Origin of the sequence: Thioalkalivibrio sp. ALJ12 (assembly GCF_000378305.1) — a bacterium.
Lineage (GTDB): Bacteria > Pseudomonadota > Gammaproteobacteria > Ectothiorhodospirales > Ectothiorhodospiraceae > Thioalkalivibrio.
In genome coordinates this window covers 413342-435680 of the sequence record NZ_KB899539.1, presented here as the reverse complement: position 1 = coordinate 435680, position 22339 = coordinate 413342, and the positions used below count along the sequence as shown (strand labels likewise).

The 22339-nt window shown below is 64.5% G+C and carries 21 protein-coding genes; 15 read left to right on the top strand and 6 right to left on the bottom strand.

Annotated elements, in window-relative coordinates; translation table 11 throughout:
- Window positions 1–7 precede the first annotated feature (7 nt).
- The 4 genes from acnA to F467_RS0109355 are packed head-to-tail and all read right to left on the bottom strand — an operon-like array spanning window position 8 to window position 5034.
- Window positions 8–2755 (bottom strand): aconitate hydratase AcnA, encoded by a 2748-nt coding sequence (gene acnA / locus F467_RS0109370; RefSeq protein ID WP_018139412.1) that lies wholly within the window; start codon window positions 2753–2755, stop codon window positions 8–10.
- A 16-nt stretch (window positions 2756–2771) separates the two neighbouring features.
- Window positions 2772–3401, bottom strand: a complete 630-nt coding sequence (gene hflD, locus F467_RS0109365; RefSeq protein ID WP_018139413.1) for a high frequency lysogenization protein HflD — start codon at window positions 3399–3401, stop codon at window positions 2772–2774.
- A 53-nt stretch (window positions 3402–3454) separates the two neighbouring features.
- The gene (mnmA, locus tag F467_RS0109360; RefSeq protein ID WP_018139414.1) at window positions 3455–4576 is read right to left on the bottom strand and encodes a tRNA 2-thiouridine(34) synthase MnmA; all 1122 of its coding nucleotides are present in this window, start codon (window positions 4574–4576) and stop codon (window positions 3455–3457) included.
- Window positions 4573–5034, bottom strand: coding sequence for an NUDIX hydrolase (locus F467_RS0109355; protein WP_018139415.1), 462 nt, complete (start codon window positions 5032–5034; stop codon window positions 4573–4575). Before F467_RS0109355 ends, mnmA begins: the two co-directional genes overlap by 4 nt.
- A gap of 125 nt (window positions 5035–5159) precedes the next feature.
- Here F467_RS0109355 and icd point away from each other — a divergent pair, with 125 nt between their 5' ends.
- The 3 genes from icd (at window position 5160) to clpA (ending at window position 9159) form a co-directional block, all read left to right on the top strand.
- Window positions 5160–6416, top strand: a complete 1257-nt coding sequence (gene icd, locus F467_RS0109350; RefSeq protein ID WP_018139416.1) for an NADP-dependent isocitrate dehydrogenase — start codon at window positions 5160–5162, stop codon at window positions 6414–6416.
- A gap of 143 nt (window positions 6417–6559) precedes the next feature.
- Complete coding sequence (clpS, locus tag F467_RS0109345) at window positions 6560–6886, top strand: ATP-dependent Clp protease adapter ClpS (protein ID WP_018139417.1); 327 nt, start codon at window positions 6560–6562, stop codon at window positions 6884–6886.
- A 5-nt stretch (window positions 6887–6891) separates the two neighbouring features.
- The gene (gene clpA / locus F467_RS0109340; protein ID WP_018139418.1) at window positions 6892–9159 is read left to right on the top strand and encodes an ATP-dependent Clp protease ATP-binding subunit ClpA; all 2268 of its coding nucleotides are present in this window, start codon (window positions 6892–6894) and stop codon (window positions 9157–9159) included.
- Between the two features lie 110 nt (window positions 9160–9269).
- Here the strand turns inward: clpA and infA are convergent, their stop codons facing one another.
- Complete coding sequence (infA, locus tag F467_RS0109335) at window positions 9270–9488, bottom strand: translation initiation factor IF-1 (RefSeq protein ID WP_012982660.1); 219 nt, start codon at window positions 9486–9488, stop codon at window positions 9270–9272.
- A 205-nt stretch (window positions 9489–9693) separates the two neighbouring features.
- Between infA and fabD the strand changes: the two genes are divergently transcribed.
- From fabD to F467_RS0109285, 10 genes are all read left to right on the top strand, one after another.
- A complete protein-coding gene (gene fabD / locus F467_RS0109330; RefSeq protein WP_018139419.1) occupies window positions 9694–10638 on the top strand; it encodes an ACP S-malonyltransferase in 945 nt (314 codons plus the stop codon).
- A 46-nt stretch (window positions 10639–10684) separates the two neighbouring features.
- Complete coding sequence (fabG, locus tag F467_RS0109325; RefSeq protein ID WP_026182229.1) at window positions 10685–11422, top strand: 3-oxoacyl-ACP reductase FabG; 738 nt, start codon at window positions 10685–10687, stop codon at window positions 11420–11422.
- Between the two features lie 130 nt (window positions 11423–11552).
- Window positions 11553–11792, top strand: a complete 240-nt coding sequence (gene acpP / locus F467_RS0109320) for an acyl carrier protein (protein ID WP_012982657.1) — start codon at window positions 11553–11555, stop codon at window positions 11790–11792.
- 130 nt (window positions 11793–11922) lie between these two features.
- Entirely contained in the window at window positions 11923–13143 is a 1221-nt protein-coding gene (fabF, locus tag F467_RS0109315) for a beta-ketoacyl-ACP synthase II (RefSeq protein WP_018139421.1), read from the top strand.
- 9 nt (window positions 13144–13152) lie between these two features.
- On the top strand, window positions 13153–14484 hold the full coding sequence (locus F467_RS0109310) for an aminodeoxychorismate synthase component I (RefSeq protein WP_018139422.1): 1332 nt from the start codon (window positions 13153–13155) through the stop codon (window positions 14482–14484).
- Window positions 14481–15290, top strand: coding sequence for an aminodeoxychorismate lyase (gene pabC, locus F467_RS0109305; RefSeq protein WP_018139423.1), 810 nt, complete (start codon window positions 14481–14483; stop codon window positions 15288–15290). Before F467_RS0109310 ends, pabC begins: the two co-directional genes overlap by 4 nt.
- Window positions 15277–16314 carry an endolytic transglycosylase MltG gene (gene mltG, locus F467_RS0109300; RefSeq protein WP_018139424.1) on the top strand — a complete coding sequence of 346 codons (1038 nt, stop codon included), beginning with the start codon at window positions 15277–15279 and terminating at the stop codon, window positions 16312–16314. The genes pabC and mltG overlap by 14 nt, the downstream gene beginning before the upstream one ends.
- Window positions 16311–16970 carry a dTMP kinase gene (gene tmk / locus F467_RS0109295; RefSeq protein WP_018139425.1) on the top strand — a complete coding sequence of 220 codons (660 nt, stop codon included), beginning with the start codon at window positions 16311–16313 and terminating at the stop codon, window positions 16968–16970. Before mltG ends, tmk begins: the two co-directional genes overlap by 4 nt.
- The gene (locus tag F467_RS0109290; protein ID WP_018139426.1) at window positions 16937–17944 is read left to right on the top strand and encodes a hypothetical protein; all 1008 of its coding nucleotides are present in this window, start codon (window positions 16937–16939) and stop codon (window positions 17942–17944) included. The genes tmk and F467_RS0109290 overlap by 34 nt, the downstream gene beginning before the upstream one ends.
- Before the next feature lie 83 nt (window positions 17945–18027).
- Window positions 18028–18366 (top strand): PilZ domain-containing protein, encoded by a 339-nt coding sequence (locus F467_RS0109285; protein WP_018139427.1) that lies wholly within the window; start codon window positions 18028–18030, stop codon window positions 18364–18366.
- A 21-nt stretch (window positions 18367–18387) separates the two neighbouring features.
- Here F467_RS0109285 and F467_RS0109280 read toward each other — a convergent pair whose 3' ends face one another.
- Window positions 18388–19506 carry an aminotransferase class V-fold PLP-dependent enzyme gene (locus F467_RS0109280; protein WP_018139428.1) on the bottom strand — a complete coding sequence of 373 codons (1119 nt, stop codon included), beginning with the start codon at window positions 19504–19506 and terminating at the stop codon, window positions 18388–18390.
- Between the two features lie 178 nt (window positions 19507–19684).
- Between F467_RS0109280 and F467_RS0109275 the strand changes: the two genes are divergently transcribed.
- Both F467_RS0109275 and F467_RS13835 read left to right on the top strand, forming a co-directional pair.
- Window positions 19685–21046 (top strand): adenosylmethionine--8-amino-7-oxononanoate transaminase, encoded by a 1362-nt coding sequence (locus F467_RS0109275; RefSeq protein ID WP_018139429.1) that lies wholly within the window; start codon window positions 19685–19687, stop codon window positions 21044–21046.
- A 223-nt stretch (window positions 21047–21269) separates the two neighbouring features.
- Window positions 21270–21968 (top strand): LuxR C-terminal-related transcriptional regulator, encoded by a 699-nt coding sequence (locus F467_RS13835; RefSeq protein WP_038038767.1) that lies wholly within the window; start codon window positions 21270–21272, stop codon window positions 21966–21968.
- Window positions 21969–22339: the final 371 nt, after the last annotated feature.

Below are 22339 nucleotides of genomic sequence, written 5' to 3'. Positions count from 1 at the left end.
CTTAGTCTCATTGCGCCAGTTGGCGCAACACGTAGGGCAGGATGCCCCCGTGGCGGTAGTAGTCGATCTCCTGCGGGGTATCCAGCCGCACACGGACGTTGAAGGTCGTGCGCTCGCCGTCATCGGCCACGGCGGTGACGGTGGCCTCGCGTGCCTCGCCGTTGTTCACGCCGGTGATCGAGAACGTCTCCCGACCGGTCAGCCCCAGACTGGCCGCGTTGTCGCCCGCCAGGAACTGCAGCGGCAGCACACCCATGCCCACCAGGTTGGAGCGGTGGATGCGCTCGAAGCTCTCCACGATCACGGCCTTCACGCCCAGCAGCAGTGTGCCCTTGGCCGCCCAGTCGCGCGAGGAGCCGGTGCCGTACTCTTGCCCGGCGATCACGATCAGGGGCGTGTCCTGCTCCTTGTACTGCATGGCCGCGTCATAGATGGACATCTGGTCGCCATCCGGCAGGTGGACCGTGACGCCCCCCTGCGTGCCGGGAGCCAGCAGGTTGCGCAGGCGCACGTTGGCAAAGGTGCCGCGCATCATGACCTCGTGGTTGCCGCGCCGCGAGCCATAGGAGTTGAAGTCTGCGGGCTTCACGCCCTGTTCTTCCAGGTAACGTCCGGCCGGGCTGTCCTTGGCAATGGAGCCGGCGGGGGAGATGTGGTCGGTGGTCACCGAATCACCCAGCAGGGCCAGCACCCGGGCACCCTGGATGTCGGTCAACGGCTCGGGCGTCATGCCCATGCCGTCGAAATAGGGCGGGTTGCGCACGTAGGTGGAGTCGTCCTGCCACTCGAAGCGGTCCCCAGTGGGGGCCTCCAAGTTGCGCCAGCGATCCTCGCCGCTGTAGAGATCACCGTAGGCCTTGGTGAAGCTCTGGGCATCGACATGCGCCTGCACAGCTTCGTTGACCTCTTCGGTGGTTGGCCAGACATCCTTCAGGAACACGGGGTTGCCCTGTGCGTCCTCTCCGATCGGGTCGTTGTACAGATCCAGGGTGCTGCGCCCGGCCAGCGCATAGGCGACCACCAAGGGCGGCGAGGCGAGGAAATTCATCTGCACCTCGGAATGGATCCGCCCCTCGAAGTTGCGGTTGCCGGAGAGCACGGAGCTGACGATCAGGTCATCCTTGATGATGGCCTCGCTGATCGGCTCGGGCAGCGGTCCGGAGTTGCCGATACAGGTCGTGCAGCCATAACCGACCACGTGGAAACCCAGCGCCTCGAGATCTTCGAGCACCCCGGCCTTTTGCAGATAGTCGGTCACCACCCGGGAGCCGGGCGCCAGGGAGGTCTTCACCCAGGGCTTGACCTGCAGGCCGCGTTCGCGGGCCTTGCGGGCGACCAGGCCGGCGCCCAGCATGACCGACGGGTTCGACGTGTTGGTGCAGGAGGTAATGGCCGCGATCACGATGTCGCCGTGGTCGAGGGTGAAGGTCTCGCCGTTCATCTCGATGGCCGTATGGCGCGGCTCTTCGGCCTGATGCTCAACGCCGACTGCGGTATGACCACCCTCGGCCGCGAAGCGCTCGGCCTCCTCCGGCTCGTCCGCGCCGCTGTCGCGCTCCTTGAGCATGGTGTCCAGGTGGCGGCTGATCTCGGCTCCGGCCTGGCTCAGGGCGATGCGGTCCTGCGGGCGCTTGGGCCCGGCCAGGCTGGGCTCGACCGTCGCAAGGTCGAGTTCCAGCATGTCGGTGTAGCGCGCCACCGGGGCGTTGTCATTGCGCCACAGTCCCTGGGCCCTGGCATAGGCCTCGATGAACTCGATATGGCCCGCCTCGCGGCCGGTCAGGCGCAGGTACTCGAGGGTCTCGTCGTCGATAGGGAAGATGCCGCAGGTCGCGCCGTATTCCGGTGCCATGTTGGCGATGGTGGCGCGGTCCGCCAGCGGCAGATCGGCCAGCCCGTCCCCGAAGAACTCGACGAACTTCCCGACCACGCCCTTCTTGCGCAGCATCTCGACGATCACCAGCACGAGGTCGGTGGCGGTGGCCCCTTCGGCCAGCCGGCCGGTCAGGCGGAAACCCACTACCTGCGGGATCAGCATGGAGATCGGCTGACCGAGCATCGCGGCCTCGGCCTCGATGCCGCCGACGCCCCAGCCCAGGACGCCCAGGCCGTTGATCATCGTGGTGTGCGAGTCGGTGCCGACCAGGGTGTCCGGGTAGGCCAGACAGGAACCGTCTTCACGGTCCTCGACAAACACGGTGCGCGCAAGGTGTTCAAGGTTGACCTGGTGCACGATCCCGGTGTCCGGTGGGACGACCTTGAAGGTATCGAACGCCTGCTGGCCCCACTTCAGGAAGCTGTAGCGCTCGCGGTTGCGGGAGTATTCCAGCTCTGCGTTCAGGTTCATCGCGTTCGCATTGCCATACTCGTCGACCTGCACCGAGTGGTCGATTACCAGTTCGGCCGGCTGCAGCGGCGTGATCTTCTTGGGATCGCCGCCGAGGGCCTCCATCGCGTCGCGCATGGCCGCCAGGTCCACGACCGCGGGCACACCGGTGAAGTCCTGCAGCAGTACGCGGGCCGGGCGGAAGGCGATCTCCTGCGTGGGCTCGGCCTTCGGGTCCCAGTCAAGCAGGGCCTCGATATCGGCGCGCCTGACCGTGCGCTCGTCCTCGAAGCGCATCAGGTTCTCGAGCAGGATCTTCAGCGCGTAGGGCAGGTCCCGGGCGCGCGGGTCATCGGTAATCGGCACGTAACGGCACTCGCGGCCGCCGGCAGAGAGGTTTTCGGTCTTTTTCGGTTCTGCGTGGCTCATGATGCGCTATCCGCTGTCAGGTGTTCAGTCGTTGAAGGATGTGGTCCGCTTGGCGAATCAGTCGCTTGCGGCCCAGAAGGAGCTTCCACCGAGATCCACCCGCCTGGCGCCAGAGCACGGCGGCACGGATGCCCGCCAGCAGCAGGGCGCGCACGCGCGCGGCGATCTCGGGATTGGAAAGATGATTCTGTTCGCCCTGGACGACGATCCGGGGGCCCAGCTCCGAAATGGTCTCCTTGTAGATCTCGGCCAGGCGCGCGATCACGCTCTCGTGCGTGATGGTGAAATAGTCCACCTGCCGCTGGGCACCCTGCAGGCCGTCGCCTAGTTTTTGCAGCATGTCCGGGCGTTTTTGCAGCTTGCGCTCCAGAAAGATCAGGCCCACCGCGTAGCGGGTGATCTCCATATCCGGTGGCTTGCCGCCGTTTTGCAGCTGGCTCTGCACCCGCTCCAGGCCCGGGCGCAAGCTGCTGGCGCCGCGGTAGACATCCTCGGGCGTCTCCGCGTCGAACGCGAACAGGCTGCCGATCAGGATCTCGAATTCGTACTCGTCGCAGCTGCCGCGCCAGGCCAGGTCCTTGACCAGACTCGCGCATTGGAAGAGGGCGGCCAGCGCCAGGGTGCGGTTGTGGTCGTTACGGTCCAAGCCGGAGGGCTCCCGGAGCAGGCGTGAGTGGGTGGATACGGAAAACGCGCCTACTATACCGGAACCGGGGCTTCTGACTCACTGGCGAGTGTGCGGCGGGTGGCAATCACGCCCCCCCCCAGACACACGTCGCCGTCATAAAAAACCGCCGACTGACCGGGCGTGGCCGCACGCTGAGGGGCTTCGAAGCGAACGCGTAGACGGTCCCCATCGACGGATTCCAGCCGGCAGGGCTGCAAGGGCTGGCGATGACGCAGACGCGCCATGACTGGCTGTCCCGGTTCGGGCGGGCGGTGAATCCAGTGGGCGGCCTCCGTCTCGATCTCGGGACTCATCAGCAGCGGATGCTGCGGGTCCTGCGCGACAATCAGCCGATTGCCTCCCAGGTCCTTGTCCACGACATACCAGGGGGCCTCGGGAAACCCGTCGATCCCGCCGATGCCCAGTCCCTGGCGCTGGCCCAGGGTGTAGAACATCAGGCCCTGGTGGTGCCCCACGACCTGACCTTCCGGTGTGCGCATCTCGCCCTCCGGCGCCCGCAGGTACTGCGCCAGAAAATCGCGGAAGCGACGTTCTCCGATGAAACAGATGCCGGTGGAATCCTTGCGGGCGTGGTTGGGCAGACCCAGCTCGCGGGCACGCGCCCGGACCTGATCCTTGGGGATGTCCCCCAGCGGGAACAGCGCGGGGCGCAGCTGCTCCTGCGTCAGGGTGTGCAGGAAATAGGTCTGATCCTTGTTGGCATCCGCCGCCATGCACAGTTCGCTGTGGTCAGGGAGGTGGCGCACGCGGGCATAATGGCCGGTGGCGATCCATTGCGCACCGAGTTGCCGGGCGTGCTCCAGGAACGAGCGGAACTTGATCTCGCGGTTGCACAGGATGTCCGGATTCGGCGTCCGGCCAGCCTCGTACTCGTGCAGGAAGTGGCGGAACACCCGCTGGCGATAGTCCTCGGCGAAGTTCGCCTTGTGCAGGGGGATCTCGAGACAGTCCGCGACCTCGCGGGCCATCTCGTAGTCGGCCTCGGCCGCGCAGTATTCCGCGTCGTCGTCATCCTCCCAGTTCTTCATGAACAGGCCTTCCACGCGATAGCCGGCCTCCAGCAGGCGGCTGGCCGCCACGGCCGAATCCACCCCGCCCGACAGGCCCACGATGACCCGATCGGGACCGCTCACGGCCCCTCCGCATGAACCAGTGAGCCGGCCGCCGCGAGCGGCAGGCGCATCCCGTCCTGATAGCGGCGGATGCTGCGCAGGACCAGCGGGCTGCGCAGCGGCCATCCGCGACGCGCCTCATCCGGTGTCAGCCAGTGGAGGGCATGGATGGCGGGATCGCGGGCCGGCGGATGGCTGGGCTCGCTTGCCGTGCCGCAGAACGCGACGCGCAGCGTCACCGCGCCATTCGCCAGCGCGAGCAGGTCGCAGCCAAGCAGGGCCTCCGGCTGGAAGTCCAGACAGGTTTCTTCGCGGACCTCGCGGATCATCGCTTCGACCAGGTCTTCTTCGGCATCGAGATGGCCGGCCGGCTGGTTCAGTACATGGCGGCCGTCGTCGGTCTCCTCGACGAACAGGAAGCGCCCGTCCCGCTCGATGACGGCGGCGACGGTGATATGGCAGGGCAGGCGTTCGGTCATGCCGTGAATGATAACGCAGCGGCCCGTCTTGCTGGCGTTCTCGAGACCACGTTCCCCTCGGCGGGGGCGGATGGGTATGTATAATCCGGGAGAACGATTTCAATTCTTGCGCACAAGGAGTTTGCATGGCCTACCAGCACATTCAGGTCCCGGAAAAGGGCGAACGCATCACCGTCGACGAGCAGGGCAAGCTGGTGGTGCCAGAACGCCCGATCATCCCCTTTATCGAGGGGGACGGGATCGGTGTGGACATCACGCCGGTGATGCGCCGGGTGACCGATGCGGCCGTGGAAAAGGCCTACGGTGGCCAGAAGGCGATCGAATGGATGGAGGTCTACGCGGGCGAGAAAGCCACGCAGGTCTACGACGACGACTCCGGGCTGCCGGATGAAACCCTGGAGGCGGTCAAGGACTATCGCGTGTCCATCAAGGGCCCGCTGACCACCCCGGTGGGCGGCGGTTTTCGTTCGCTTAACGTCGCGCTGCGCCAGAAGCTGGACCTGTTCGTCTGCCTGCGCCCGGTGCGCTACTACGAGGGCACCCCGAGCCCGCTGAAGGAGCCGGAAAAGACCGACATGGTGATCTTCCGCGAGAACTCGGAGGACATCTACGCCGGCATCGAGTTCGAATCCGGCACGCCGGAGGTGAAGAAGGTCATTGACTTCCTGCGAAACGAAATGGGCGTAACCCAGATCCGCTTCCCGGATACCGCCGGCATCGGCGTGAAGCCGGTCTCCAGCGAGGGCACCAAGCGCCTGGTGCGCAAGGCGATCGAGTACGCGATCGACAACGATCGCCCCTCGGTGACGCTGGTGCACAAGGGCAACATCATGAAATTCACCGAGGGCTCGTTCAAGGCTTGGGGCTACGAACTGGCGCGCGAGGAGTTTGGTGCGAAGGATCTGGACGGTGGTCCGTGGCAGACCTTCAAGAACCCGAAGACCGGCCGCGACATCGTGATCAAGGACGTGATCGCGGACGCCTTCCTGCAGCAGATCCTGTTGCGCCCGGAGGACTACTCGGTGATCGCCACGCTCAACCTGAACGGCGACTACATCTCCGATGCGCTGGCCGCGCAGGTTGGCGGTATCGGGATCGCACCCGGCGCCAACCTGTCCGACACCACGGCGATGTTCGAGGCGACCCACGGGACCGCCCCGAAATACGCCGGCCAGGACAAGGTCAATCCGGGCTCGCTGATCCTGTCGGCCGAGATGATGCTGCGCCACCTGGGCTGGCCCGAGGCCGCCGATCTGGTGGTGAAGGGTATGGGCGGCGCGATCAGCGCGGGCGAGGTGACCTATGACTTCGCGCGCCTGATGGACAACGTCGAGCCGGTGAGCTGCTCGGCCTTTGGCGAGGCCCTGATCAAGCACATGTAACGACAGCGGGTGCGGGCACTTGGTCCGAGCCCGGAACCGAACGACCATGAACGTGGCCTAAGGAGCCAGGGAGACATTGGATTCGTGTTTCCCTGGATGGCCGAACTGGCATGACTAAACCGCTGAAGGCGTGAGTTCGACCGATGAGTGAGAAAAAGCCCCAGATCCCCGATCACGACAGCAATACCGCGGTCGAAGAATCGAGGCCGGAGCTCAAGCCACCGCGGCAGTACAAGGTGGTACTGCTCAACGACGACTTCACGCCAATGGAGTTCGTGGTCGAGGTGCTGGAGACCTTCTTCAGTATGGATCGCGAAAAGGCCACCCAGGTGATGCTGCACGTGCATACACGCGGCAAGGGAGTATGCGGCATCTATACCCGGGACGTGGCCGAGACGAAGGTGGCACAGGTGAACGATTACGCCCGTAGCCACCAGCATCCACTGCTTTGCTCGATGGAGGAGGTCTGACTCCCATGCTCGACAAGGAACTCGAATTCAGCCTGAACATGGTCTTCAAGGAAGCGCGAGAGAAGCGCCACGAGTTCGTGACCGTGGAGCACCTCCTGATGGCGCTCGCGCAAAACCCCAGTGCCGCGACGGTGTTGCGCGCCTGTGGGGGCGACCTCGACCGCATCCGCGACGAGCTCGAGGTGTACATTGACGAGAACACCCCGCGCATCCCGCCGAATGACTCACGCGAGACGCAGCCGACCCTGGGGTTCCAGCGGGTCCTGCAAAGGGCGGTCTTTCATGTGCAGTCCAGTGGCCGCAAGGAGGTCTCCGGGGCAAACGTGCTGGTCGCGCTGTTCGGCGAACAGGACAGCCAGGCCCTCTACGTGCTCGGACAGCAAAACATCAGCCGCCTGGACGTGGTGAATTTCATCTCGCACGGCATCTCCAAGGTGGGCGAAGACGAGCTGGGGGCCCAGCAGAACCCGAACGACCCACAGCCGGAGCAGGTCGAGGGCGAGCGCGAGGAAAAGACCAATGCGCTGCAGCTGTACGCGACCAATCTCAACGCGAAGGCGCGCAAGGACGAGATCGACCCGCTGATCGGGCGGGACCACGAGATCGAGCGCACGATCCAGATCCTCTGCCGCCGACGCAAGAACAACCCACTGTTGGTGGGCGAGGCCGGTGTCGGCAAGACCGCGATCGCCGAGGGCCTGGCGCGCCGTATCGTCGACGAACAGGTGCCCGAGGCGATCGAATCCGCGACCGTCTATGCGCTCGATCTGGGCGCGCTGGTGGCGGGCACCAAGTACCGCGGTGACTTCGAGAAGCGCCTGAAGGGCGTGCTGGCGCAGCTGAAGAAGGAACCCGGCGCGGTGCTGTTCATCGACGAGATCCACACCATCATCGGTGCGGGTGCCGCCTCCGGCGGGGTGATGGACGCCTCCAACCTGATCAAGCCGATGCTCGCCTCGGGCGAGCTGAAGTGCATCGGCTCGACCACCTACCAGGAATATCGCGGCATTTTCGAGAAGGACCGCGCCCTGGCCCGTCGCTTCCAGAAAATCGAAGTGCCGGAGCCGACCGTGGACGAGACCGAGCAGATCCTGCGGGGGCTGAAGTCACGCTTCGAGGCACACCACAATGTCCGCTTCACGCGTCCGGCGCTGCGGGCCGCGGCGGAACTGGCGGATCGCTACATCACCGACCGGTTTCTGCCGGACAAGGCGATCGACCTGATCGACGAAGCCGGTGCCAGCCGGCAGCTACTGCCAATGAGTCAGCGCAAGAAGACCATCGGCGTGCAGGATATCGAGACGATCGTGGCCAAGATCGCGCGCATCCCGCCGAAATCGGTCTCCAGCTCCGACAAGGAGACGCTGCGCAACCTCGAACGCAACCTGAAGATGACCGTCTTCGGCCAGGACGAGGCGATCGGGACGCTCGCAACCTCGATCAAGATGGCGCGTTCGGGGCTTGGCGACATGGACAAGCCGATCGGCTCGTTCCTGTTCGCCGGGCCGACCGGGGTCGGGAAGACCGAAGTGACGCGTCAGCTGGCGCAGCAGCTGGGGATTCATCTGGCGCGCTTCGACATGTCCGAGTACATGGAGCGCCATACGGTCTCGCGCCTGATCGGGGCGCCGCCCGGATATGTCGGCTACGACGAGGGAGGGCTGCTGACCGATGCCATCCTCAAGCATCCGCACTCGGTGCTGTTGCTGGACGAGATCGAGAAGGCCCATCCGGATGTCTTCAATGTGCTGCTGCAGGTGATGGACCACGGCACGCTGACGGACGCCAATGGCCGCGAGGTGGACTTCCGCAACGTGATCCTGGTGATGACCACGAATGCCGGTGCGGAGCAGGCCAGCCGCCCGTCGGTGGGCTTTACCCAGCAGGATCACTCCAGCGATTCCACGGAGGCGATCAAGCGGACCTTCACGCCGGAGTTCCGCAACCGCCTGGATGCCACCATCCAGTTCGGTCCGCTGGACGAGGCGACCATCCTGAATGTCGTCGACAAGTTCTTGACGCAGTTGCAGGCCCAGCTGGACGAGAAGAAGGTGCACCTGACGGTGGAGCCGGATGCCCGTGCCTGGCTGGCCGAGCATGGCTACGACGTGAAGATGGGCGCGCGTCCGATGGCGCGTACGCTGCAGGAGCACATCAAGAAGCCGCTGGCCGACGAGTTGCTGTTCGGGCGCCTGGCGCAGGGGGGCGAGGTTGTGGTCCGGGTGGGCGAATCCGGGCTGGAGCTCGATATCCGCGAGCCGGCTGTCTCCTGAGCCAAACCCCGGCCTGCAGAAACCACGAAGCCCCGGTCCAGCCGGGGCTTCGTCATTCGGGGGATCGACCCTTATGTCTTACGAGCGGCCCCGCAACCCCCGGGGCGGAACTACTTGTTGCGGTAGACGATACGGCCCTTGGTCAGGTCGTAGGGGGTCATCTGCACGATCACCTTGTCGCCACGCAGGATGCGGATGTAGTGCTTGCGCATCTTGCCGGAGATGTGGGCGGTGATGGTGTGCCCGTTTTCGAGCTCTACCCGGAACGTCGTATTCGGCAGGGTCTCTACCACCGTTCCTTCCAGCTCGATTTCGTCTTCCTTCGCCATGCAGTTCCTCGCGTATTGAATTCGGTGGCGACATTATCCGGATGCCACGCGCGAACACAAGTCAACACGGGGTTTTCGGCGTGGCAGGGCTCCGTGCCGGTCGCCGAGTGGCCGCCATTCGCGGAGGATGGCGAGCGTGTACATTGATCAGTGTTTCCCGTGGCCCTACACTACGCCCGCTTTTTACGCGCGAGATGAATAGCGAATGACCACTACCTGGGCCGCAGTCTTTCCGGGGCAGGGCTCCCAGTCCACCGGCATGCTCACCGATCTGGGCGACGACCACGCGGTCGTACGCGATACCTTCCAGGAGGCGTCGGACTGCCTCGATGCCGACCTCTGGAGCCTGTGCCAGCACGGTCCGGTCGAACAACTGAACCAGACAGAATGGACTCAGCCGGTCATGCTCGCTGCCGGCGTGGCCACCTGGCGGCTGCTGACGCAGCAGGCGGACGCGCGCCCCGCGGCTGTGGCCGGCCACAGCCTGGGCGAGTACAGCGCGCTGGTCGCGGCCGGCGTGCTGCGCTTCCCCGATGCCGTGCGGCTGGTGGCCGAACGTGCCCGCGCCATGCAGGCCGCCGTGCCCGAGGGCGAGGGCGCAATGGCTGCGATTCTCGGTCTCGACGATGCTGCGGTCGAGCAGCTCTGTGCGGACAACGCGAGCGGCGGGGTCCTGGAGGCCGTCAACCTGAATGCCCCCGGGCAGGTGGTGATCGCGGGGGCGGCCGCGGCGGTCGACCGAGCGGTCGGTGCGGCCAAGGACGCCGGGGCGAAACGGGCGCTCAAGCTGCCCGTATCCGTGCCGTCCCATTGCGCGCTGATGCGCCCGGCCGCCGAGCGTTTGCAGTCGGTTCTCGACTCTACGAGCTTTGCGGCCCCGCAAATCCCCGTTTGGCAGAATGTGACCGCGGCGCCCGCCGAGACGGCCGATGCGATCAAGGCCAATCTGGCCGCTCAGCTCTACCGGCCGGTGCGCTGGGTGGAGACCATACAGGGGCTTCGCGGCCAGGGTGTTGCGGTACAGGTAGAATGCGGACCGGGGCGCGTGCTGACCGGCCTGGCCAAGCGGATCGATCGCGGGCTGGAACTGTTCGATGTGGCCGATCGCGATACCCTGGATGCCACCGTGAACCGGCTGAACGCCGGCTGACCCTCTACACTCGATTCCCAGTACGTCCAATTACAGAAGGCGAATGATGTCCGATAACAAACGAGTGGCCCTGGTGACCGGGGCCAGCCGCGGCATTGGCGCGGCCATTGCCCGTCGTCTGGCGGAGCAGGGCCTGCAGGTCGTGGGAACCGCGACCAGCGAATCCGGCGCCCAGCGCATCAGCGAGGCGTTGTCCGAATGGAACGGGCGCGGTATCGCTATGGATGTCACGGACGCCGATTCGGTCGCGACCGGTCTGGCGGGTATCCAGGAGCAGGAAGGACCGGTGGAGGTGCTGGTGAACAATGCCGGCATTACCCGCGACAACCTGTTCATGCGGATGAAGGACGAGGAGTGGGATGCGATCATCAACACGAACCTGTCCTCCGCCGCCCGGCTGACGCAGCGCCTGCTGAAAGGCATGATGAAGCTGCGCCGCGGGCGGATCATTCTGATCGGCTCGGTGGTCGGTTCCGCCGGCAATGCCGGCCAGACGAACTACGCCGCGGCCAAGGCGGGGCTTGCGGGATTCGCCCGCTCGCTGGCGCGCGAGGTGGGCAGCCGGAACATCACCGTCAATACGGTCGCGCCGGGCTTCATCGATACTGATATGACCCGCGAACTCGGGGACGAGACCAAGGAACACCTGCTGGGCCAGATCCCGCTGGGGCGCCTGGGCGCGCCGGATGAGATCGCGGCTGCTGTGGGCTTTCTCGCCTCCGAGGAGGCGGGCTACATCACCGGCGAAACACTGCATGTGAACGGCGGGATGTTCATGCACTGATCAACCCGCGGGGCCCTCGGTCCCGCGCAGGCCCGAGAGGTTCGCGTCTCCCTGGAACGCAGCCGGGCTTTTCTCTAGAATGGCGAACCTTCAAACGAAGCCGCCTCAATTGGAAGGGGATTTCTGAACCATGAGTAGCATTGAAGAACGCGTCAAGAAGATCGTTGTCGAGCAGCTGGGCGTCAAGGAAGAGGACGTCACCAACAGTGCCGCCTTTGTCGACGACCTGGGTGCCGACTCGCTGGACACCGTGGAACTGGTGATGGCGCTCGAAGAAGAGTTCGAGACGGAAATCCCGGACGAGCAGGCGGAGAAGATCACCACCGTGCAGCAGGCGATCGACTACATCAACGAGCACATGAAGGACTGATTGGGCGCCCCCCTGGGCGCTCGAACAGGACGCGGACGGGCCTCTCTGCGAGCAGAGTGGCCCTTCGTCGTTTCGTTGAGCGCGTATTTCAGTCTTTCCGAGGAGAACATCATTGGCTAAGCGACGTGTCGTGATTACCGGACTGGGCATTGTGTCCCCGGTCGGCTCTACCATCGACAAGGCCTGGTCCAACATCAAGGCCGGCAAGAGCGGCATCTCTCCCATCGACGTGTTCGATGCATCGGAGATGCCGGTCAAGATTTCCGGAGCCGTGCGGGACTTCGACGCTAATGACTATGTTCCGACGAAAGACCAGAAGAAGATGGACACGTTCGTCCTCTACGGTCTGGCCGCCGGGATTCAGGCGCTGGACGACTCGGGTCTGGAAGTAACCGAGGAAAACGCGGACCGCATCGGGGTCGCGATTGGGTCCGGCATTGGGGGCCTGCCGTATATCGAACGGTCTTATGCCGCCTATCTCAAGGGCGGTGCTCGCAAGATCTCGCCGTTCTTCGTGCCCAGCGCCATCATCAACATGGTGGCGGGTAATCTCTCCATCATGCGCAACCTGCAGGGCCCGAACATCTCGATCGTGTCGGCCTGCGCGACCGCGACGCACAACATTGGCGATGCGGCTCGGATGATTGCCTATGGCGATGCGGATGCGATGGTGGCCGGCGGAGCCGAGATGGCCACCACGCCACTGGGGATCGGCGGCTTTGCGGCGGCGCGCGCGCTGTCGACCCGGAATGACGACCCCGAGCGGGCCTCGCGCCCCTGGGATCAGGATCGCGACGGCTTTGTGCTCAGCGACGGTGCCGGCGTGATGATGCTCGAGGAATACGAGCACGCCAAGGCGCGCGGGGCTCATATCTACTGCGAGGTCGCCGGTTTTGCCTGGAACGCTGACGCCTACCACATGACGCAGCCGTCTCAAGATGGCGCGGGGGCCGCCAAGTGCATGCTTCGCGCACTGAAAGATGCCGGCGTGAACCCGGAAGAGGTGGGCTACATCAACGCCCACGGTACTTCCACCCCCGCGGGCGACCTGGCCGAGACGCAGGGCCTGAAGAAGGCCTTTGGCGACCACGCCTACAAGTTGCTGGTGAATTCCACCAAGTCGATGACCGGACACCTGCTGGGAGCGGCGGGTGGCATCGAGGGTGTGTTCACGGCACTGGCGCTTCGCGATCAGGTCTCTCCGCCGACAATCAACCTCGAAAACCCGAGTGAAGGCTGCGATCTGGATTATGTGGCCAACGAGGCGCGTGAGATGAACACGAAGGTCGGCCTGTCGAACTCCTTCGGTTTTGGGGGCACGAACGGCACCCTGGTGTTCCGCACCCTCTAGTCCGCCCATATGGCAGTCGAACGCCTGGGGCGCGGGATCGATCTGGCGCCCCTGGCCCGGCGCTTTCCGGAGCGCTATCCCCACCTGCTCGAGTCGGCCCTGATTGGTCAGGCGCCGGCTCGTTACTCCATCCTGTTCGCCTTTCCGGGTGTAACGGTCGATGCCCGAACGGATGACGATCTGTTGGCCGTGCTCGATCAGGACCTGAGCGGTTCAAGGGCCTCCTCTGAAATCGAGCCGGGTTATGACCATCTGCCTTTTCTCGGCGGCTGGTTTCTCTATTTTGGGTATGAATGGGCATGGCAGCTGGAACCGGCCCTGGGCCGCTGCCGCGCGGATCCCTGGCTGCCCACCGCCCGGGCCATCCGCTTTCCCGCCGCCATCATTGTGGATCACCACGACGATCAGACCTTTCTGGTGAGCGAGGAGGGACCCGACCCGCTCGCGGAGATGCGGGCCGATGTCGAGTTGTGCCGCGAGGATGTGCTGGTGCCAGGGGCCTTGCCGGAGCTCGTGATCGACGAGGAGACGCCCGAGCGCTATCGCGAGGCGGTGAAGCAGGGACTTGAGTACATTCGAGCGGGCGATACCTTTCAGGTGAATCTGTCGCGCGAGTGGAAGGCCACCAGCCCAGAGGCACTCGATGGGGCTTCGTTGTACGCCCGCCTGCGGCGTGCAAATGCAGCACCGTTCGCCGCCTGGTTGCAGTTTCCCGAGGGTCAGGTGATCAGTTCATCGCCCGAGCGTCTGGTGTCTGTGGATGGTGGCGAGGTCGAGACGCGGCCGATCGCCGGCACGCGTCGCCGCGACGACAACGCGGATAAAGACTCTCGTCTTTTTAGCGAGCTACAGGGCAATATTAAAGAACGGTCCGAGCACGTGATGCTGGTCGACCTTGAACGCAACGATATCGGCCGGGTGGCCTCTGCCGGGAGCGTGCGGGTAGCCGAATTGATGACCGTCGAGAGTTACCGACGGGTCCATCACATCGTCTCGAGTATCGTGGGGCGGTTGAAGCCCGGGACGCGCGCGGGCGATGTGCTCCGAGCCGTGTTTCCGGGCGGGACGATTACCGGGTGTCCCAAGATACGGAGCATGCAGATCATTCAGGAGCTCGAGGATGGCGCGCCCCGGGGGGCGTACACCGGGTCCTGTGGCTATTTGAGCCGGCATGGGCGCATGGATACCAACATCCTGATCCGTACCCTGGTGCTGCGCGGCAACGAACTGCGCTTTCGTGCCGGCGCGGGCATCGTGGCGGACTCGGATCCCGACCGTGAACTCGCCGAGACCCGCCACAAGGCCCATGGTCTGCTGGATGCACTGGAGAACCGGGCGTGATCCTCGTGAACGGCGTCGAGAGCTGTGTGCCGGGCGACGATCGGGGTCTGTTGCTGGGCGACGGTCTGTTCGAGACGATCATGATGGAGGGCGGCCAGCCACGCTTGTGGCCTTATCATGTCGCACGGCTTGAACGGGGACTGAAACGACTCGGCTTTCCGCGCGTTGACGCAGCGCTCCTTCGCGAGGAACTGCAGCAGGTGGCGCCAGAGGGGCAGCGTATGGCGCGCATTACTGTGACCAGGGGGCAGGGGCCCCGGGGTTACGCGCCACCCGAAAATGTGGAGATGACGAGGGTTGTGTCCGCGGGTCCCGTGCTGCGTCAGTCTCGCGGTGCCGAACCGAAGCCACTGCGTATGGGCTGGTCGCGGGTCGCCATGGCGATTCAGCCCGCGCTGGCAGGACTCAAGCACACGAGCCGCCTGGAGCAGGTGGTGATCCGGCAAAGCTGGGAGGCCGGTTGGGACGAGGCGGTCGTTTGCGATACGCAGGGGCGGCTGGTGAGCGCCACGCAAGGCAATCTCTGGTGGCGTCAGGGGATGGACCTGTTCACCCCCCCGGTGGACGAGGCCGGGATCGCGGGTACGCGCAGGGCCTGGATATTTGACCATGCGGCTTCCTGTGGCTTCGCCGTGCACGAGCAGAGTGCGGAACCGCAGGCGCTGGATCAGGTGGACGGGCTTTATGTCAGCAATGCGCGCCTGGGATTACACCCAGCCCGCCTGATCGAAACGGACATGCCGGACACGGCGTGGCAGGATGACCCGGTTAGGGTTCTGAGTATGGCGCTCCATGAAGCGGATTAGTGGTCTGATAATCGGAATTGTGCTGGTCGGCGTGATGGCTGGAGGCTGGTGGTTTGCCGATCGCTATCACCAGGATCTCAACCAGCCACTGGCGCTCGACCAGACAGAGCGGTTCCAGCTTGAACGCGGGCAAGGACTGCGTCAGGTGAGCAAGGAGTTCGAGCGGCGCGGTTGGGTCGAGCAAGCCTGGATGATCGAGCTGTACGGGCGGCGCCAGGGACTGGCACCGCGGCTACAGGCGGGCGAATACGCGGTGGACGCGGGTGCGACCCCGCGCAGCCTGCTGCACGCCATGGCGCGTGGAGAGGTCGTCCAGCATCGATTGACCGTCCCGGAAGGCTGGACGATTGCTCAGGCCCTGCGCGCCTTGCGCCAGCATCCCGAGATCGAAGGACCAGCCGAATCCGTCGGGGTCGATAACCTGCTGGACGCGCTGGGCCTCGAAGAGCTGGAGCATCCCGAAGGCTGGTTCTTGCCGGACACTTACTTCTTTGGCTCCGGGACCGATGCCCTGGATGTGTTGCGGCGCGCGTACCGCGCGATGGATGCCACCTTGCACTCTGCCTGGGATTCCCGCACCGAGGACCACCCGGTCGAGTCACCGTACGAGCTCCTGATCCTGGCCTCGATCATCGAGCGCGAGACGGGCCGCGGCGAGGAGCGTGATCGAGTCGCAGGCGTGTTCGTGAACCGGCTCCGCCGCGGGATGCTGCTGCAGACCGATCCGACGCTGCTCTATGTCCAGGAGCCCGGCGTGCAACGGCTCACCCGCGCCGAGCTCCAGCGCGATCACCCCTACAACACCTACACTCGCACCGGGCTGCCACCGACCCCCATCGCCTTGCCGGGACGAGCGGCGATCGAGGCGGCCGCGCAGCCGGCCGAGACGAACGACCTGTTCTTCGTCTCCAGGGGCGACGGCACGCACCACTTCTCCGAAACGTATCGCGAGCATCGCCAGGCCGTAATTCGCTATCAACTCGGCGGCGATGGCAGCCGCTACGGTATCCGGAACCGCCAATGACCACCGACGCATCCAGCAATGCACGCTTCGTGGTACTGGAAGGCATCGAAGGCTCGGGCAAATCCACGCAGCTCGCCACGGTGGTGGAGGCCCTGCGCGCCATGGGCATCGAGCCTGAATGCACGCGTGAGCCGGGGGGTACGGCGCTGGGCGAGCGGTTGCGGGGGTTGCTGCTCGATCCCGACCTTCCCGGTATGTGTCCGGAGGCGGAGCTGCTGTTGATGTTTGCCGCCCGTGCGCAACATCTCGCCTCGGTGATACGGCCTGCACTCGCGGCGGGCCGCTGGATAGTCAGTGATCGCTTTACCGACGCCAGTTTTGCCTATCAGGGTGCAGGGCGAGGACTGGGGATGGAGCGCGTGGCCCGGCTGGAAGAATGGGTGCAGGGCGATCTGCGGCCCGACCTGGTCCTGTTGCTGGATATCGATCCGGCCACCGGGCTGGAACGCGCCGTGCAGCGGGGTCGACGGGACCGCATCGAGCGCGAGGCGCTGGATTTCTTCGCACGGGTGCGTGAGGCCTACCTGGAGCGGGCCCGCGCCTACCCGGATCGCTACCGGATTATTGATGGGCATGCCGATCCTGAACAGGTGGCGGAACGGGTTCGTCAGGCGCTGCAAGAGTGGCGCACCAAGATCATGCCCCGGGGCGCCTGATGTCGACCCAGCCACCCTGGCTCGAACCCATCCGCCAGCGGCTCGTGCTGCGCGGGCGGGATGGATGGCTCCCCAGCGGGGTTCTGATCAGCGGGAGCCCCGGGGTGGGCAAGGCCCTGCTGACGACCAGCGTGGTCCAGAGCCTGCTGTGTCAGCGTGTGTCCAGTGATGAACCCGCCTGCGGCGAGTGCAACGCCTGTCGCAGCCTGGAGGGCGGCGTGCACCCGGAGGTACGGTTACTGGAGCCCGCCGAGCCCGGCAAGGATATCCTGGTCGATGCCGTACGCGACGCCACGGAATTCCTCACCCTGAGTGGCTCGGGCGGGGCGCTGCGCGCGCTGATTATCCGTCCGGCCGACGCACTGAACGTCAACGCAGCCAATGCCCTGCTCAAGACGCTGGAAGAACCTCCCGCCGGGGCCACGCTGTTTCTCGAGGCAGCGCGTCCGGCCAGTCTCCCCGCAACCATTCGGAGTCGTTGCCAGCAAGTCGATGTCGCCTGTCCCTCGATAGAACAGGTCCACGAGTGGCTTGCGGCTGAAACCGATCAGTATGAACGAGTCGCGGAGGCTTATGCTGCGAGCCTCAATCGTCCGCTCCTGGCGCGGGAGATCCTGACCGATTCCGCGGCGCTGGAGGCCTGGGAGACCGATCGACAGATCCTGACGGGGCTCCTGAGTGCGGCGGATCTGCATTCCACCGCTGCTGCCCTGCAGCGCAGCGTGCCGGAACGCCTGATCCCTCGCCTGCAGGCCTTGCTGTTGTCGGCGCAGCGCCTGCTACTTGTGGGGCAGCTGGATGCCTTTGGCGAGCAGTTCCCGCGTGAGCGGCTGCTGGACTTCGCACGCGCGCGGGGCGCGCGTCGTCTCGCATGGCTCGCGCAGCAGGCGTTGGAGTGGCAACGCCAGAGTGGCGCAAACCTGAATCCGGCGCTTCGCAGCGAGACCATCGCGCTTGCGCTGGGGCGACGCTGACAGCGATGCCCCAAAGGGGGGGTGGCGCGCGCCACGCGGGATAGGGGATACTCGCGAGTCCAGACACCGTCACGGGAGGGAACATGGCCGGGCAGGGCATGCTGACCTTGGCAATCAAGGAAAAACCGGCGCTGTACGCCGCGTACATGCCCTTCGTGACCAACGGCGGGCTGTTTATCCCCACGGACAAATCCTACAAGCTCGGGGACCAGGTCTTCCTGCTGTTGTCTCTGCTGGAGGATTCCGACCGCCTGCCGACCCCGTGCACGGTCGTGTGGATCACGCCGCCCAGGGCGCAGGGCAACCGCCTGCGCGGCATTGGCGTGCAGTTCAACAAGTCCGACAAGGGTGTGACGCACCGACGGATCGAGGAACACCTGGGCGGCATGCTCAATTCCGACCGCAAGACCCACACGTTCTGAGCATCCGACCCCTGCGGCCCGTCAGGCCGCGATCCCAAGCGCCTCTTTCACCTGATCCAGGGCACGCCCGATCTGCTGATCCGTTAGGTAGTAGTGGGGCGAGAAGCGGATGCCCCCGCCCCGTACCGCGCACAGGACTCCGCCGGCCTGAAGCCGCGCATAGACGGCGTCGAGATCCGCCGCAGGGGGCCGGAAAGTCAGGATCCCCGCGCGGCGGCCACGCGGCGTAAGCACCTCGCACCCCATCGCCTCCAGCTCCTCGGCCAGGTGGTGCCAGTGGAAGCAGATGTCGTGGTCGATGTTCTCGATCCCGACCTCCAGGAGCAGCGAGAGGCTGGCATGCAGCGCATGGATGCCCAGCATGTTGTGGCTGCCCGGTTCGAAACGGCGTGCCGACGGGGCCGGGGTCAGGCTCGGATTCGCGAAGTCGCCGGCGTGCGCCAGCATGTTCCACCCGTACTCCTGTAACCGGAGCTGGTCGCGAACCTCCGGATTGACGTAGAAGATCCCGATCCCCTCCGGTGCCAGCATCCACTTGTGGCCATCCGCCATCACAAAGTCCGCGTGGCAACCCGGGGCGTCGAAGGGCAGCGCCCCCAAGTGCTGGATCGCGTCGACACAGAACAGGATCCCGCGGGCGCGCAGCTCTGCCCCGAGTGCCTGGATATCCACGCGGATGCCCGAGTCATAGCGCACCGCGCTGGTCGCGACCAGCCGTGTCCGGCGATCGCAGGCAGCCAGCAGGTCGCGTTCGGGTTCATCACCCACCTTGACCTCGCGTACCTCAATGCCAAACCGCTCACCCGCCGCGTGCCAGACGACCCGGTTGGACGGGAACTCCCCAGCGGGAAAGACAATGTTCTCCCCCTCCGACCACGGCAGGCCGAAGGCCACCATCGACAGCGCTTCCGAGGTGTTCTTGACGAAGGCGATATCCGCCGCGTCGCGGGCCCCGATCAGGGCGCGTGCCAGCTCGCGCGTCGCATCCACCTGCTTGAGCCATCGGCCATAGTCCTTCGAGCCCTGGCGTACGTTCTCGCGCGCGAACTCGCAAACGGCCTCTTCCGTACGCCTCGGCCAGGCGCCGACCGCCGCGTGGTTCAGATGGATGATGTCCTGCTGTGGAAATTCGGGATGCATGGGATCCTCCTGGCCGGCAGAAAAGAGTACCTCAGAAGAGGGGGCCGGCTGAATCCCGGGGCGCATGCGCGATGCCTTGTCCGGTCAGGGACCCCCTGCTACTTTCCGCCCATCGAAAACTGGCCCCTCCGGTGCGTTTCCAGCGGCTAGGGGCCCACAGCGCCAAAGAGTTCACCGCATGGATAACGAACAGCTCAAACGCCGGGACCTGCGTGCCCTATGGCACCCCTGTACCCAGATGAAGGATTACGGAGAGGAGGGGACCTTGCCCCTGCTCCCGATTCAGCGCGGGGAGGGCGTCTGGTTGTACGACTTCGACGGCAATCGGTACCTCGATGCCATCAGCTCCTGGTGGGTCAACCTGTTCGGCCATGCAAACCCGCGAATCAATGCCGCGGTGCGCGACCAGCTGGACCAGCTCGAGCACGTGATCCTTGCGGGCTGTACGCATGAACCCGTCGTGGAGCTGTGTGAGCGGCTGATCGACCTCACCCCCGATGGACTCGACCGGGTCTTCCTGGCGGACAACGGCAGTGCCGGCGTGGAGGTCGCGCTCAAGATGAGCTTCCACTACTGGCTGAACAGCGGCCGGAGCGAAAAGACCCGGTTCATACGGCTGTCGAACAGCTACCACGGTGAGACCCTGGGCGCACTTTCCGTCAGCGATGTCCCGCTCTACAGCGCCACCTACAAGCCCCTGATGCTGGATGTCATCACCGTACCGGCTCCGGACTGCTACGAGCGCGAGCCCGGGGAGACCTGTGCCGATGTGGCCCGGCGCCAGTTCATCCATATGGAGGCCGCACTCGCGGAACACTCGGATGAAGTCTGTGCGGTCATCGTGGAGCCCTTGGTGCAGTGCGCAGGGCACATGCGTATGTACGACCCTGAATATCTGCGCCTGCTTCGTGCTGCATGTGACCGTTATGGCGTTCACCTGATCGCAGACGAGATCGCGGTGGGCTTTGGGCGCACGGGCACCATGTTCGCCTGCGAGCAGGGGCCGGTCATCCCGGATTTTATGTGCCTTTCCAAGGGGCTGACAGGCGGTTACCTGCCCATGGCAGCTGTGCTGACGTCGGAGCAAATCTACCGCGCCTTTTATGATGACTATGAGAAACTCAATATGTTTCTCCACTCGCACTCTTACACGGGTAATCCTTTAGCGTGTCGTGCTGCCCTGGCCACGCTCGACATTTTTACTACAGAACCCGTTCTTGAGCGGAACCAGGGGCTGGCCTCCCACATCTCCAAACGTCTTGCTCCGCTTATGGATCACCCCCATGTTTCCGACGTGCGACAACACGGCATGATTGCGGCGGTTGAACTCGTACAAGACAAGGCCTCCCGTACGCCTTACCCCTGGCAGGAACGTCGAGGCCTGGAAATCTACCGGTATGCCCTTGGTCGAGGTGCGCTTTTGCGTCCGTTGGGCAATGTCTCGTACCTCATGCCGCCCTACGTAATCACGGAGGATGAGATCGACTTCCTTGTCGAGGTGATGACCGAGGGTATCGACCGCGCCACACATCGGCCTTAACGCCGTCTAATCACTTTGTGTGCCCGTTGGATGAGTTTCATCGCGCTGTGCTTGACGGACCATCGGACCTGTGTCTATATACTTTCTAAAAGTACGCATACGCAGTTGGTACTAGGCCCATCGGAAGGGCACCCGAGGTAAGTCTGAAAAATCTAATCGGTTGACTCGGACCCGCCTCGTCTTTCCAATATCAATGGTTCAAATGTGGAGAGCAGGTGACGTCATGAACGATTCAAACGATGATTCACAAGTACTGATTGTAACGTCGGCATCCCCCCAGTCGGCCCTTTTTATCGAGTACGTTTCCGAGAAAACCAAATGTTCGGTAACGGGATTAGAGCCTGGGTCCCCAAAGGTCGCCCAGACGCTCAGGGATTACAGCCTTGCCCTGTTTGACGCCAGTTCCCTTGACGAGCGTGACATTGGGCATGTTCAGCAGGCCGTTGCGGACGGGGCAAAAACGGTCTTTGCCGGATTCAATATTCCCAGCGAGGACGAGGCACTCCGGCTCCTCGATGTGCTGTACCTGCAGGGCATTTTTTACAAGACCGATCAGCTGGACCTGTTGTGCAAGGGGATCCTGTGCCTGCTGAACGGTGACTTCTGGATGTCCCGGCACCTGATGACACGGCTGGTGCGGCTGTATCGTCAGCAGCGCACCAACACCTATCGGCCCGCCTGTGGCTTGACTCAGCGCGAGCTGGAGATTCTGGCCATGCTGGGTTCAGGCGAGACGAACATGAATATCGCGAAGCAGCTGTTCATCAGTGAACACACGGTCAAGTCCCACCTGTACAACATCTTCCGCAAGATCGAGGTCAAAAACCGCACGCAGGCGATCAACTGGGCCAAGGATCATCTGGGCGCTCCGCCACCCCAGGTGATGTGGCGTCGCCGTCGTGCCGAGGCGCGCGCCGTCTAACGCGCGCTGGCTCCTGGCCCCTGGGCGGGGCGATAGGGGTGAGGGCGGCTGCAATTGCCGAACCGTCCTCACCAAACGGGTGCAATGCCCGAAGCTGATGTGCCTGCGCCATCGGTCACACCGGGAGCTTAGGACGAACGACTGGCGTAGCCCGCGATCCTCGGTCGAGTCGCACCCACATGGCTCATACTTCTCGCTTGATAACGACCGACAAAGCTCTCCCGGAAAACCACCCGTTATTCTGATGCCTGCTGCCAATCCGACCGCCATACTGCAGTTGGATTAACGGTCGGAGGCCGCCTCATTCCTGCAATTGCCGCAAGGGGCACTCAAGCCTGCCTGGCGGCGATGCCGGAACTTGCACCGACCCG

Coding starts and splice junctions, on each gene's coding strand:
- F467_RS0109285 (WP_018139427.1), top strand. CDS start 18,028: ATGGCCGGGCAGGGCATGCTGACCTTGGCAATCAAGGAAAAACCGGCG.
- clpS (WP_018139417.1), top strand. CDS start 6,560: ATGAGTGAGAAAAAGCCCCAGATCCCCGATCACGACAGCAATACCGCG.
- F467_RS0109310 (WP_018139422.1), top strand. CDS start 13,153: ATGGCAGTCGAACGCCTGGGGCGCGGGATCGATCTGGCGCCCCTGGCC.
- mltG (WP_018139424.1), top strand. CDS start 15,277: ATGAAGCGGATTAGTGGTCTGATAATCGGAATTGTGCTGGTCGGCGTG.
- fabD (WP_018139419.1), top strand. CDS start 9,694: ATGACCACTACCTGGGCCGCAGTCTTTCCGGGGCAGGGCTCCCAGTCC.
- icd (WP_018139416.1), top strand. CDS start 5,160: ATGGCCTACCAGCACATTCAGGTCCCGGAAAAGGGCGAACGCATCACC.
- F467_RS0109355 (WP_018139415.1), bottom strand. CDS start 5,034: ATGACCGAACGCCTGCCCTGCCATATCACCGTCGCCGCCGTCATCGAG.
- clpA (WP_018139418.1), top strand. CDS start 6,892: ATGCTCGACAAGGAACTCGAATTCAGCCTGAACATGGTCTTCAAGGAA.
- acnA (WP_018139412.1), bottom strand. CDS start 2,755: ATGAGCCACGCAGAACCGAAAAAGACCGAAAACCTCTCTGCCGGCGGC.
- infA (WP_012982660.1), bottom strand. CDS start 9,488: ATGGCGAAGGAAGACGAAATCGAGCTGGAAGGAACGGTGGTAGAGACC.
- tmk (WP_018139425.1), top strand. CDS start 16,311: ATGACCACCGACGCATCCAGCAATGCACGCTTCGTGGTACTGGAAGGC.
- fabG (WP_026182229.1), top strand. CDS start 10,685: ATGTCCGATAACAAACGAGTGGCCCTGGTGACCGGGGCCAGCCGCGGC.
- F467_RS0109280 (WP_018139428.1), bottom strand. CDS start 19,506: ATGCATCCCGAATTTCCACAGCAGGACATCATCCATCTGAACCACGCG.
- F467_RS13835 (WP_038038767.1), top strand. CDS start 21,270: ATGAACGATTCAAACGATGATTCACAAGTACTGATTGTAACGTCGGCA.
- F467_RS0109275 (WP_018139429.1), top strand. CDS start 19,685: ATGGATAACGAACAGCTCAAACGCCGGGACCTGCGTGCCCTATGGCAC.
- acpP (WP_012982657.1), top strand. CDS start 11,553: ATGAGTAGCATTGAAGAACGCGTCAAGAAGATCGTTGTCGAGCAGCTG.